At 63.0% G+C, this 12,609-nt stretch carries 12 protein-coding genes; 1 reads left to right on the plus strand and 11 read right to left on the minus strand.

The window, feature by feature from the left end; genetic code table 11:
- Nucleotides 1–13: 13 nt before the first annotated feature.
- The 7 genes from flhD to KTQ42_RS06620 all read right to left on the minus strand — a co-directional run bounded on the left by flhD (nucleotide 14) and on the right by KTQ42_RS06620 (nucleotide 8,110).
- Nucleotides 14–331 carry a flagellar transcriptional regulator FlhD gene (flhD, locus tag KTQ42_RS06590; RefSeq protein ID WP_217344788.1) on the minus strand — a complete coding sequence of 106 codons (318 nt, stop codon included), beginning with the start codon at nucleotides 329–331 and terminating at the stop codon, nucleotides 14–16.
- Nucleotides 332–1,160: 829 nt separating this feature from the next.
- Entirely contained in the window at nucleotides 1,161–2,351 is a 1,191-nt protein-coding gene (locus KTQ42_RS06595; RefSeq protein ID WP_217344789.1) for a hybrid sensor histidine kinase/response regulator, read from the minus strand.
- The gene (locus tag KTQ42_RS06600; protein WP_217344790.1) at nucleotides 2,351–2,947 is read right to left on the minus strand and encodes a chemotaxis protein CheB; all 597 of its coding nucleotides are present in this window, start codon (nucleotides 2,945–2,947) and stop codon (nucleotides 2,351–2,353) included. The genes KTQ42_RS06595 and KTQ42_RS06600 overlap by 1 nt, the downstream gene beginning before the upstream one ends.
- An 11-nt stretch (nucleotides 2,948–2,958) precedes the next feature.
- On the minus strand, nucleotides 2,959–3,777 hold the full coding sequence (locus tag KTQ42_RS06605; RefSeq protein WP_217344791.1) for a CheR family methyltransferase: 819 nt from the start codon (nucleotides 3,775–3,777) through the stop codon (nucleotides 2,959–2,961).
- Nucleotides 3,774–7,298, minus strand: coding sequence for a response regulator (locus KTQ42_RS06610; protein WP_217344792.1), 3,525 nt, complete (start codon nucleotides 7,296–7,298; stop codon nucleotides 3,774–3,776). Before KTQ42_RS06610 ends, KTQ42_RS06605 begins: the two co-directional genes overlap by 4 nt.
- On the minus strand, nucleotides 7,226–7,780 hold the full coding sequence (locus KTQ42_RS06615; protein WP_217344793.1) for a hypothetical protein: 555 nt from the start codon (nucleotides 7,778–7,780) through the stop codon (nucleotides 7,226–7,228). Before KTQ42_RS06615 ends, KTQ42_RS06610 begins: the two co-directional genes overlap by 73 nt.
- Nucleotides 7,781–7,798: 18 nt before the next feature.
- Nucleotides 7,799–8,110 (minus strand): hypothetical protein, encoded by a 312-nt coding sequence (locus KTQ42_RS06620; RefSeq protein WP_217344794.1) that lies wholly within the window; start codon nucleotides 8,108–8,110, stop codon nucleotides 7,799–7,801.
- A 21-nt stretch (nucleotides 8,111–8,131) separates the two neighbouring features.
- Between KTQ42_RS06620 and KTQ42_RS06625 the strand changes: the two genes are divergently transcribed.
- Nucleotides 8,132–9,529 (plus strand): IS66 family transposase, encoded by a 1,398-nt coding sequence (locus KTQ42_RS06625; RefSeq protein WP_217343761.1) that lies wholly within the window; start codon nucleotides 8,132–8,134, stop codon nucleotides 9,527–9,529.
- 207 nt (nucleotides 9,530–9,736) lie between these two features.
- On the opposite strand, the gene KTQ42_RS06630 is transcribed toward KTQ42_RS06625, so the two are convergent.
- The 4 genes from KTQ42_RS06630 to lptF are packed head-to-tail and all read right to left on the minus strand — an operon-like array spanning nucleotide 9,737 to nucleotide 12,572.
- Nucleotides 9,737–9,874 (minus strand): hypothetical protein, encoded by a 138-nt coding sequence (locus KTQ42_RS06630; RefSeq protein ID WP_217344795.1) that lies wholly within the window; start codon nucleotides 9,872–9,874, stop codon nucleotides 9,737–9,739.
- A gap of 56 nt (nucleotides 9,875–9,930) precedes the next feature.
- On the minus strand, nucleotides 9,931–10,299 hold the full coding sequence (locus tag KTQ42_RS06635; protein WP_217344796.1) for a CbiX/SirB N-terminal domain-containing protein: 369 nt from the start codon (nucleotides 10,297–10,299) through the stop codon (nucleotides 9,931–9,933).
- The gene (lptG, locus tag KTQ42_RS06640) at nucleotides 10,300–11,448 is read right to left on the minus strand and encodes an LPS export ABC transporter permease LptG (protein WP_217344797.1); all 1,149 of its coding nucleotides are present in this window, start codon (nucleotides 11,446–11,448) and stop codon (nucleotides 10,300–10,302) included.
- A complete protein-coding gene (gene lptF, locus KTQ42_RS06645) occupies nucleotides 11,445–12,572 on the minus strand; it encodes an LPS export ABC transporter permease LptF (RefSeq protein ID WP_217344798.1) in 1,128 nt (375 codons plus the stop codon). Before lptF ends, lptG begins: the two co-directional genes overlap by 4 nt.
- Nucleotides 12,573–12,609: the final 37 nt, after the last annotated feature.

Raw genomic sequence — 12,609 nt, forward strand, 5'->3', positions numbered from 1 at the left:
TTGGGCGTTGCGATCAGTTGATTTCTTCGACCGGCTGGCCTGCCATCAGGATGGCGGCGTGGGTCTGGGACAGCGAGCGTTCCTTGCTGTGCGAGGTCAGCATGCCGAGGATGGCGGTGTCGTCGAAGCGGAAGCGGGCCAGCATCAGGTTGGCGCTGGCCAGCTTGAGCAGCTGGGCATTGCTCAGGGTTTCCAGCAGGGAGGCGATCTCGGCGCTGATGCCAAGACGGTAGATGGCGCAGGCCTTGTCGGCGCGAATCATCTGCTGCGCCAGCATCAGGTAGTTCAGATTTGCGTCGCGAATCTCAGCCATCATGTCATTGGTATTCATTGCCGTTCTCCTGTCCGTTTTGCCGGTTGCCCGGTTGCTTTGCCGATGGACGAAGTATGTGCGCAATGATTCCTATGGGAAATAAGCTGAAATCTGTATTTCTAGTGAGAAATGATCTGGTGGCTCTGTACGATTTTGTCTTACAAAACGCCAGCGCGCCGTCCCCGCACCGAGGGAAATGGTGCAGGGCAAGGCGCCAGGCGAGGGAGAAAGTTCGGGAACGGCCTCAAAGCGGGTGGCAGTATCGGCTGCAACGGACGGGCGATTCTCTTTCTTTCTGTTGTTTTTGTGCTGCTGTGTTGCTCTTGTAGCCATTTACGGCAGCGGTTTGGCCGACTTTAGGGTCCGCGTGAAAATTTTTTCAATTTTTTTGCGGGGCCCTGCGGCTTTCCCTACAGGGAGAGTAACGGCGGCGCAGGCGGGGAATTTAGGGCGATGTGAAAATTTTTTTAACACCCTGCTTGATCCGGCATGGGAAGTCACTTCTGGACTTCCTTTTTAGGTCCGGTTGATCGAACCGTGAGGCCATGTAGAAAGCAAACAAGGTGCGCGCCTGGTGGGGTGGAACACCTGGACGGGACATTCCACCCTAGCGGACATTGCGAAGGCTGTTTCGCCCCCGGGATGAAAGAGAATACGTAGGGCGTAATACCCCGAAGGGGCATTACGCGATACCGCCACGGCAGCCACGCCAGGCGAGCGCTTGCAACGGCAGAGGCCGTGGAATGCCCCTTCGGGGTATTCCATCCCACGATGGTCGCTGCCCTTTGCTGCTCCCCGCACCCGCCGGCATGGCGCGATTGACGGGAGTTGGATGGCAACCGCCCACCTATGCCCTGCCCTGCGGCAGCTCCAGCCGGAAGACCGAACCCTCGCCCGGCGCGCTGTAGACGCTGATCTTCCCGCCGTGCGCCTCGACCAGCTGGCGGGTGATGTACAGGCCCAGACCCAGCCCATCGGCCGACTTGGCGCCGCCGCCGCGCTCGAACTGCTGGAAGATGCGCTGCTGGTCCTGCTCGGAGATGCCGATGCCGTGGTCGCGCACTTCGATCCGGGCGCCATCCGGCGTTGCGCTCAAGCCCACCTCCACCGGCTTGCCGCTGCCATAGCGCAGGGCATTGGTCAGCAGGTTGACCACTACCTGCTCGATGCGGAATTCATCCCACCAGCCGTCCACCGGCTGCGGCGCATTCAGGGTGATGCAGCTGCCCACGGCCAGCGCCTGCTGTTCCAGGTCGTCGATCACGCGCCGCAGCAGGCCCGCCAGCTCAACCTGCGCCGGCCGCACCGACAGCGCGCCGCTGCGGATGCGCGAGACGTCCAGCATGTCGTCGATCAGGCGCACCATGTTGCGGATCTGCCTGTCGTCGCGGGCAACCATCTTGGCGAGCTGCTCGGGCGCGAAGGCTGCGAGATTGCCGCGCTCGATCTGCATCTTGCGCAACTGGGTTTCGAGGAACAGCGTATTGAGCGGCGTGCGCAGCTCATGCGCCACCACCGACATGAAGTCATCGCGCATCTTGACGGCGCGCTCGAGGTCAAGCTGCGCCGCATTGAGCTTTTCCAGCAGGGCCTGCTGCTCGCGCCGGCTCTGCTCCAGCGCTTCCACCTGGCGCCGCATTGCGCTGCGCTGGCGATACATGTCAACGAACACCGCCACCTTGCTCCTGACCGCATAGCCGTCCAGCGGCTTGTGCAGGAAGTCGACCGCGCCGGCCTCATAGCCCTTGAATGCATGATTGAGCTCGCGCCCGGCGGCGCTGACGAAGACGATGGGAATGCGCCGGGTGCGGCCGGTGCTGCGCATCAGCTCGGCCAGCTCGAAGCCATTCATGCCGGGCATCTGCACGTCCAGGATGGCCAGCGCGAACTCATGTTCCAGCAGCAGGGTCAGCGCCGCATCGCCGGACGCGGCCGGATAGACCGCCAGGTCGTCGCGCCGGATCAGGGCCTCCAGGGCGATCAGGTTTTCCGGCAGATCGTCGACGATCAGGATCTTGGCGCGTTCAGGTGTGTCCATCAGTGCTTGTCCAGTTCAAGTAGCAGCGCATGGATGCCGGCCAGCCCGAGGACATGATCGGGCTGGCGGCGGGCGATGGCGGCCTGTGGCATGGTCGAGACAGCTGCTTCCCTGGGGTCCTGCACGATGGTCAGGCCGCCATGCTCGCCAATGCGCGCCAGGCCGTCGGCACCGTCGTCGTTGGCGCCGGTCAGGAGGACGCCGGCCAGCCGCTCGCCCCAGGCGTCGGCCGCGGACTCCATCATCACGTCGATCGATGGCCGCGAGTAATGCACCGGCGGGTCGCAACTGAGCGACAGGCTCAGGTCCCGTTCTACCAGCACATGGTAACCGCCGGGCGCCACATACAGCGTGCCGGGCTCGACCCTCTCCTTGTCAGCGGCTTCCCGCACCGGCAGGTGCATGCGCGCGCCCAGCACTTCGGCAAGGCGGCTGTCGCCATGGCTGGGCAGGTGCAGCACCGCCAGTAGCGGCAAGCGGTAGCCCGAGGGCAGATGCGCCAGGATCGCCAGCAGCGCCTCCAGGCCGCCGGCCGAGGCGCCGATCACCACGGCGTCCACGCCGCGCCCTGCCAGATCGGATGACGTGGTCGCCATCGCCGCGCCGCTCACAGCTTGCGGTACAGGCGCTCGCGCCTGTCCAGGGTTTCGAAGCGCTCCTTGCACGCGGAGAACTCCATGCTTTCCTTGGCGCCCAGCCCCAAAAAGCCGCGGTGGCACAGCGATGCATGGAACAGCCCCAGCGCCCGGTCCTGCAGCTTGCGGTTGAAATAGATCAGCACATTGCGGCACGACACCAGGTGGGTTTCGGAGAACACATTGTCGGTCGCCAGGCTATGGTCGGCGAAGGTCACGTTGGCGGACAGGAAGCGGTCCAGCAATGCCGCGTCGTAGGCGGCGGTGTAGTAGTCCGAAAGCTGGCGCTTGCCGCCTGATCGCTCATAGTTCTCGGCATAGCGCTCCATCGCCGCCAACGGGAAGATGCCGCGCCGCGCCTTCTCCAGCGACACCGGGTTGATATCGGTGCCATAGATCAGCGAACGCTCCAGCAGCCCTTCCTCATGCAGCAGGATGGCCAGCGAATAGACTTCCTCGCCGGTGCTGCAGCCTGCCACCCAGACCTTGATCGACGGATAGGTCTGCAGCAGCGGCACCACGTCGCGGCGCAGCGCATGGTAATAGGATGGGTCGCGAAACATCTCCGAGACCGGAATCGTCAGGAACTGCAGCAGTTCATGGAATACCGCCGGCTCATGCAGCACACGCGACTGCAGCGCCGAGATGGTGCTGCAGCCGAACTCGGGCAGCGCATGCATCACACGGCGCTTGTGGGAAGCGCCGGAATAGTCGCGGAAGTCATGGCCATACCGGAGGTAGATGGCTTCGGCCAGCAGCTTCAGTTCGATCTCGGTGGCGTCGCGCTTCATGGCGGCAGTCGCTCCAGGTTGGGCAGCCACACCCGCAGCAGCGAGAACAGCCGGTCCAGGTCGATCGGCTTGGCGAGATAGTCGCTGGCGCCGGCCTTGAGGCATTGTTCATGATCGTCGCGCATGGCCTTGGCGGTGACGGCGATGATGGGCAGCTTGGCGAAGCGGGCATCGGTGCGGATGCGGCGGGTCGCTTCGAGCCCGTCCATTACCGGCATCATCACATCCATCAGCACCAGGTCGACCTCCGGCGCCGTATCGAGCTTGGCGATGGCTTCCTCGCCGTTGCGGGCGATTTCCACCGCCAGGCCCTTCTGCTCCAGCGCGCTGGTCAGCGCAAAGATGTTGCGCACGTCGTCGTCCACCAGCAGGACGCGACGGCCCTGGAACACATGGTCGCGGCTGCGGGCCGTCTTCAGCATCGCCTGCCGTTCCACCGACAGCTCCGACTCCACCTTGTGCAGGAACAGCGTGACTTCATCGAGCAGCCGCTCCGGCGAGCGGGCGCCCTTGATGATGATGGAGCGCGAATACTTCATCAGGTCGGCCTCCTCCTCGCGGGTGAGGTTGCGGCCGGTGTAGACGATCACAGGCGGGAATGGCTGCAGGCCCTGCTCCGCCATGCGCCGCAACAGCTCGCGGCCCTGCATGTCGGGCAGCTTCAAATCGATGATCATGCAGTCGAACTGGGTCTGGCCCAGGCGGGCCAGCGCATCCGTGCCGGTGGCCACCGCCGTGATCTCCACATCCTCGTCGCTGATCAGGTGAGTCACGCTGTCGCGCTGCCGCGCATCGTCCTCCACCAGCAGGATGCGCTTCATCTTGCGGGTATAGCGCTCCTCCAGGCGCTGGAACACTTCCCTGAGTTCCTCGCGCGAGGCCGGCTTCTGCGCATAGCCGATCGCCCCCATGTGCAGCGCCGCCTCGCTGCGGTCCTCGGACGACACCACATGCACCGGAATGTGACGGGTGGCCGGGTCCTCCTTCAATTGCTGCAGCAGCGACAGGCCGGGCCGGTCGGGCAGGCGCATGTCCAGCAGCACGGCGCTGGGCAGGAATTGGCGCGCCAGCTCCAGCCCCTCATCGGCGCCCTGCGCGACCAGGCAGCGATAGCCCATTTCGCGGGCGAGGTCATACAGGATGGCGGCAAAGGCCGGCTCGTCTTCCACGACCAGCACGGTGCGGCGCTCGTCGGGCGCGGCGGCGCGGTCATCCGGGAATGGTTGTGCATGAAAGGCGGCGGCCGGCGCCGGCTGGGATGCGGGCGCCGGCAGTGATGCTGGCGCTACCGGGCGCAGGCGCGCGGCGGCCGGCGGAGCCGCCGCGGCAACAGGCCGTGGCGCCAGCGCCTGCGGCTCCGGTTCCGGCTGCGCCGCTGGGGCGATGCGACGCGGCAGCGTCAGCGTGAAGGTGCTGCCCTGCCCCGGCGTGCTGCTGACCGTGATTTCCCCGCCGAGCAGGCCGGCCAGTTCGCGAGAGATCGACAGGCCCAGGCCGGTGCCGCCATAGCGCCGGCTGGTGCCGCCATCGGCCTGGCGGAAGGCTTCGAAGATCGCGTCCTGCTGCGCGGGGTCGATGCCGATCCCGGAGTCCTTGACCGCGAACACGATGCGCTCGTCCGGCAGCGTCGACAGCTCCAGGGTCACGCTGCCGCGCTCGGTGAACTTGATCGCATTCGACAGCAGGTTCTTCAGGACCTGTTCCAGCCGCATGCGGTCGGTATAGAGCGGCGCGGCGCCGGCATCATGTTGCAGCACACGGAAGGCCAGATGCTTTTCCTCTGCCAGTGGCAGGAAGGTGCGTTCCAGGCTGGCCACCAGTTCATCCACCGTGATCGCTTCCGGCTGCAGCGACATCTGTCCCGCCTCCACCTTGGAGATGTCGAGGATGTCATTGATTAGCGCCAGCAGGTCGTTGCCGGAGGCATAGATCGACTCGGCGAACTTGATCTGCTCGGCATTGAGATTGCCCGCCTTGTTCTCCGCCAGCAGCTTGGCCAGGATCAGGGAACTGTTCAGCGGCGTGCGCAATTCATGCGACATATTGGCCAGGAATTCCGACTTGTAGCGGCTTGCCCGCTGCAGCTCATCGGCGCGCGCTTCGAGCGCGTCCTGCGCCTGCCGCAGTGCATGGTTCTTCTGGTCCAGCGACACTGCCTGCTCGCCCAGCCGCACATTGGTCTGCTCCAGCTCGGCCTGCTGATTTTCCAGGCTGGCCTGTGATTCGCGCAGCAGGCGCGACTGCTCCTCCAGGCCTTCATTGGCGGTGCGCAGCTCTTCCTGCTGCACCTGCAATTCCTCGTTGAGCTGCTGCGTGTCGGCCAGCGCCGCCTGCAGGCGCTGTCTGTACAACGCGGCCTCGATCGCTGCGCCCACTGCCGGCGCGACCAGCTCGAGCAATTCAAGATCGCGCGCCTCGACCGGCCTCGCAAACCCCAGTTCCATCACGCCATTCACCACGCCGCCTTCCTGGATCGGCGCCAGCACCAGCGCCACCGGCGAGCCGCTGCCCAGGCCGGAGCTGATCTTCAGGTAGTTTTCCGGCACGCTGTCGAGCCGTATCACGCGCCTGGCCAATGCCGCCTGCCCGACCAGGCCCTCGCCTGCCGCGATCAGCTGCGGCGCCGATTCGCTTTCTTTCGAAAAGCCGTAGGAAGCGCTGCGACGCAGGACATTGCCCGGCTCGCGCACATAGAGCGCACCGACCGACATGCCAAGATACTCTGCCAGGAAATCCAGCACGCCGCGCGCCAGCGGCGCCACCGCCGGTTGCCCGACGATGCGTTCGGCCAGCCGCGTCTGCCCGGCGCGCAGCCAGGCCTGGTGCTCCAGCAGCCGGCCATGTTCGCCCTGGTGGGACAGCGCGGCGTTATAGCTTTCCGACAGCCGCAACAGTTCGCGCCGGCCGAACAGGGCCAGCCCGCCCGCCAGCAGCAGCGACAGCACCAGATACACCGTCACGGTCACGGCGGTAACCCGCCGCGCCTCCTCGCCGCGTGCCTGGCGCCGCTCCTCCTCAATCTGCAGGAAGGCGTCGAACTCGCGCCGCAACTGATCGAACTCCTGCTTGCCGCGGCCGCTCATGACCAGCCGCAGCCAGTCGCCGTTGGCGCGACGCTGGGTCAGCACGTCTTCGACGAACACGGTCCATTGGTCATGCAGCGACTTGATGAGCCTGACGCGCTGCACCTGCTGCCCGTCCTCGGCGACGAGCTGTTCCAGCGAATCGAGCTGGGCCTGCATGCGCGGCTTGCCGATGCGGTAGGGTTCCAGAAAGCTTTCATTGCCCGAAAGCAGGAAGCCGCGCATGCCGGTTTCCTGGTCCACCGCCAGCTTCGCCGCCGCATGGGTCTCGGCTATGATGCGGTCGCTGCGCTCGACCTGGTTCATGGTCGACAGCAGATAGGCAATCAGCGCAACGAAGCCCAGCACGCTGATGACACCGACGATCAGCGGCAGGGCGATATTGCGATAAAGAATGCGGCGAAAACCATGCGGATCGACTGCCGGGACAGCTGACATCGTTGCCTTTTGGGTGCGGATGAAAGCAGGAAGTTTACCTGAAAGGCCTGTTTTTCAAGGCTGCTACAGGCGCGGGAATTGTTCGGTTCGATATGGGGTGGGATGGTGGGGAGGGGATGTGGCTTGCGGATGAAGCGGAAGTTGGAGGTGCTTTTGTGGTTGCCGCCGCTTCTGCCGTTGTCGCTGTCGTTGCCGTTGCCGTTGCCGTTGCCGTTGTGGTTGTCGTTGCCGTTGCCGTTGCCGTTGCCGTTGTGGTTGTCGTTGCCGTTGCCGTTGCCGTTGCCGTTGCCGTTGCTTCTGCTTCTGCTGTTGCTTTTGAAGTGGCCGTTGCAGTGAATTCCCGTTGAGCGCGCCGTGTCAGCGGTGCCCGGAGCGGGAAAAGGTGCGGCGTCTGTCTGAGCGAAGCGCAGCGTAGCGAGTTTAGCCGCGCCCCGCTCCGGGTACCGCTGACACGGGAACCCCGCGCAGCGGGGCGCGATCACCGGGTCGCCTTTTTTTGGTTACTTTTTTTGGCGAAGCAAAAAAAGTGACCCGGCCGCCGGGACGGACTCCCGGCTTGTCTCCACGGAAGTGCAGCCGCATTGCGTCACCCGGCAAGGCACGGGCAGCACCGTCGGTGTTGACGTTCGATGCATTCGTTGAACAAGGCTTAACGTCAAGAGCAACTGCTGCTTCGCAGTGACGCCTTCACGCCGGGTGAAACAACGCCACTGCACTGTCGTCATGACCAGGCCGGGTGTTCGCCCCGGCAGGCGACCTACTTCTTTTGCTTCGCCGTAACTATTCAGCATCAGACTGTTAAATTCCTTCATTCAGGTGCATAGTGCGATGTCATGAAATCACGTCCCGATCTCTCCACTCTGAGCTTCGAGCAAAAGGACGAGCTGATCCTGCAACTCTGGGATCGCCTCGACAAGCTCGAAGCGATGCTGCTTAAAAACAGCAGTAACTCTAGCAAGCCGCCTTCGTCAGACGGCTTCAAACGCAAGCCTAAATCACGCCGCGTGGCTGGCAAGGCCAGTGCGGGCGGGCAGAAGGGACATCCCGGATCGACATTGAAACGAGTCGACGTGGCTGACCAAGTGCAAGTGCATCAGCCACCGCAACGCTGCACGGCATGTGGCAGCAAACTCGACCTGCGCACCGCCACGATCGATGTGCAAGGGCGTCAGGTCATTGACTTGCCTGCCATTCGCATGACGGTGATCGAGCATCGCCTGCAGCGTGTGCGCTGCCGTTGCGGCCAGGCGCATACCGGATGCTATCCCGAGGGGGTGACGCAGGCGGCACAGTACGGTGCGACCATCAAGGCTGCGGTGGTTTATCTGACGCAGTATCAGCATGTGCCGATGAAGCGATGCACGCGCCTGATGCAGGACTTGTTTGGCGTGACGATGTCCCCGGCCAGCGTGCATGCCGCCATTGCGCAGGCGCACGCCGCTGTGGCACCGGTGGTGCAGGCGCTGGGCGAGTCACTGCTGCAGGCGCCAGTAGTGCACTTCGATGAAACGGGCATGCGCGTGGGCACCAAGCTGTACTGGATGCACAGTGCATCGACCGAGGACGCAGTGGTCTATCAGGTGCATGCGCGCCGCGGCTACCAGGCGCTGGAGGCGTTGAACCTGCTGCCGCGCTTCAAGGGTGTGGCCGTGCATGACGGCTGGCCTTCCTACTACCGTTTCAACGTACAACATGCGTTATGCAACGCGCATCATTTGCGTGAGCTGGAGTTCGTAATCGACTCGACCGGGCAGCAATGGGCGCAAGACATGATGAGCTTGCTTGTGAAGATGAATCATGCTGTGGATGCCAGCGAGGATGGGGTGTTGAGCCAGCATGTTGCTGCAAGCTACCGTCGCCGATACCGTGAGCTCCTTGAGCAGGGTCGCCAGCATAATCCGCAAAGGCTGACTGACCTGACCCGCAAGGACAAGCGAGGCGGCATCAAGCAAAGCACCACATACAACCTGATCAAGCGGCTGGAGCAACACGCTGATGATGTGCTGCGTTTCATGCATGATGCACGGGTGCCGTTCACGAACAACCTTGCCGAGCGCGACCTTCGCATGCCCAAGCTCAAGCAGAAGGTATGCGGATGCTACCGCAGCTTTGCGGGCGCGCAGGCGTATTGCAGCATTCGTTCCTACATAGGGACATTGCAGAAGCAATCGAAGGATCTGATACAGGCATTGACCATGCTATTTAGCGGTCGCATGCCTTCGACAGGTTAAGGCTGCATACGTCTTGCGTTCTATGAATGCTGAATAGTTACGCTTCGCCAAAAGAAGTAGGCAAGAAAAGGCGACCCGATGATCGCGCCCCGCTGCGCGGGGTCCCCGTGCCGTCGACGCCTGAAGCGGGGCGCGGCTAAACTCGCTACGCTACGCTCAGACAGACGCCGCACCTTATCCGCTTCAGGCATCGCCCTCAGGGCGCGCTCAACGGGAATTCACTGCAACGGCCACTTCAAAAGCAACAGCAGAAGCAGAAGCAACGGCAACGGCAACGGCAACGGCAACGGCAACGGCAACGGCAACGGCAACGGCACCAAGTTTACTGTCGTCGCCCTTTTGCATTGCTTAACCTGTCAGGCCAAGTCCCTCTTCCTTCATACCCTCGAACGTACCAGCCTTTAAGCCGCCGACGCCACGCAGTAGCGCGCAATTGCCGCCAGCACCTCGCTGTCTTCTCCCACCGCAGCGGCCACGCTGATATCCATCCCCGGATGATCGCCCCGCAGGCCATCGATCAGCAGCGGCAGGTCACGCAGCACATGGCCGCCCTGCCCCAAGAAAACCGGCACCACTGACACCCGGGTGCAGCCCTCGCCAGCCAGCCTGGTCACCACTTCGGGCAGGCGCGGCGTCATCAGTTCCAGGAAGGCCAGCGACACGTCGGTATCCGGCAACTGCGCACGGGCGATGTCGCGCAATTTTTCAAACGGCGCCGCCCAGCGCGGATCACGCGCGCCATGCGCAAACAAAATCAATGCATTTTTCATCTAACGCCTTTCAATCCATTTCAAGGTCATCAGCGCGGCAAGCAGGAACAGCGCGCTGGGCAATACCGCTGTGGCGAACGGCGGCCAGGTGTTGAGCATGCCGATATGCGAGAACAGCCGGTTGATCAACTGGAAGCTCACGCCGATCATGATGCCGGCAAAGATCTTCAGGCTGACGCCGCCTGTGCGGAAATGCAAATAGGCGAACGGTAGCGCAACCGCCATCATCACGAATACGGCGAAGGGATAGATCAGCTTGCGCCAATAGGCGATCTCGTAACGCTCGGTGCGCTGCTTGTTCTCGGCCAGATGCTTGCTGTACAGCGCCAAGTCGGCCGCGGACATGCGCTCCGGATCGGCAAACAGCACGGACAGAATCGATGGCGTGATTTCGGACACCAGCGGCATCACCTCGCGCTGCGTGGTCGACACCGCGGTGCCCAGGTCCAGCACCCGGGTGCCATTGCGGGTCGCGGCTTCCGGGAAACGGCTTTCAGTGACCTTCTGCATGGTCCAGGTATTGTTGCCGGAATAATCGGCACGGTCGGCAATGATGTAATTGACCAGATGGAAGCTGCGGTCGAATTCATAGATGCGCAGCTTCAGCAGTTCGCCAGTGGGCCGCATTTCCCGCACGTTCAGGAAGCGGGTGCCGATCACATTGCCCGACACGCCCCTGTCGCGGATAACGTCCTTTGCCCACAGGCCGGAGCGGAACTCCTGCGAGACCGCGGCACCCTTGAAGCCAAGCTTGAGTTTCTGTGCAAGCTCGGTCGACTTCGGCGCCACGTACTCGCCGAAGGCAAAGGTGAGCAATGCGAACAGAACGCCTATCTTGGCCAGCATGGCCGCCGCCTGCCGCGTTGAAAGGCCGGACACCCGCATGATGGTAAATTCGGAACGCGACGCCAGCTGCGCCAGCACATAGATGGTGCCGATCAGCGCGGCGATCGGTATGAGCTCGTAGGCATAGCCTGGCAGTCCCATCAGCACGAACAGAAAAGCATGCTGCAGCTTGTAGCCACCTGTTCCGACGGCCTGCAGTTCGCTCATGACGTCGAAGAAGGCAAATAACGCAAGAAAGGCCGCCAGCACGAAGATGCTGGCGCGGATGATCTCGCCGGCCAGGTAGCGTTGCAGTATCTTCATGCGGTGCGCCTGTAGAAGACCATGCGCTTGAACGCATTCCAGTAAGCCAGCGGATGATGGCGGCTATTCATCAGGATGCGCCAGGAAAAGAGGAATGCCACCATCAGCGCGCCGATCAGATGCAGCGGCCACCAGCTTGCCATCAGCGCCAGCTTGCCTTGCGCTACTGCCGCCTGCATCACGCTGACCATGTTGCTGTAGACGATGAACACCAGCAGCGCCAGCAGCAGGTTGGCCGAGCGGCCGCCGCGCGGATTGACGAAGCCCAGCGGAATGGCAAGCAGCATCAGCACCACGCCCATGATTGGCAGGGCAATGCGCCACAGGATCTCGCCCCGGTTCTGGTTGGTGGGATTGGCGATCAGGTCGCCGAGCGGCATCGCACGCGCCGAATTGTCGGCCGCATCCACCTGGTTGCTGTTGGCGATCAGCACGCCATAGCGCTCGAATTGCATCAGTTGGAATTCCGGCTCCGACGGCGTGCCGTCATAACGCCGGCCATCGTTGAGCACCAGGAACTTGTCGCCATTCGCCTCGACTTCGGTACGCCCTTCGGCCGCCACGATCACGCTGGACTTACCGTCACGCATGCTGCTGATGAAGACGTTCTTTACGTTGCTCACATCATCGGCCACGCCTTCGACAAAGAACACCCGGTCGGCCGAAGAGGACTCCTGGAAGCGCCCCGGCGATACACGGGATATATCCTCGCGCTGCTCGAAGCGCTTGCGGAATTCGGTGCTCTGGCGATTGGCCCAGGGCGTGACCGCCAGGCTCAGCGTGGCCACGACCAGCACGAGGGGCAGCGCCACCGTGAGCACCGGCCTGATCCATGCGGTCAGGCTCAAGCCGGAAGCGAACCAGACCACCATTTCGGAGTCCTGATAAGTACGGGTCAATACCAGCAGCACGGAGATGAAGCCGGTCAGGATCAGGATCACGGGCAAATAATTCAGCGCCGCGAACCCGAGCAGGGCCACCACATCCTGGGACGCAACCTTGCCGCCGGCAGCCTGGCCAAGGATGCGGATGAGCATGACGGTGATGGTGATCGAGAACAGGGTGGTGAAGACCGCGCCGGCGGAGCTGATCAGTTCGCGACGTAGAGCGCGTTGAAAAATCATTCGATACTATAATTGCGTGGACTAAAAAGGAGCATCC

The sequence above is a fragment of the Noviherbaspirillum sp. L7-7A genome, from assembly GCF_019052805.1.
In the GTDB taxonomy this organism is placed as follows: Bacteria; Pseudomonadota; Gammaproteobacteria; order Burkholderiales; family Burkholderiaceae_D; genus Noviherbaspirillum_A.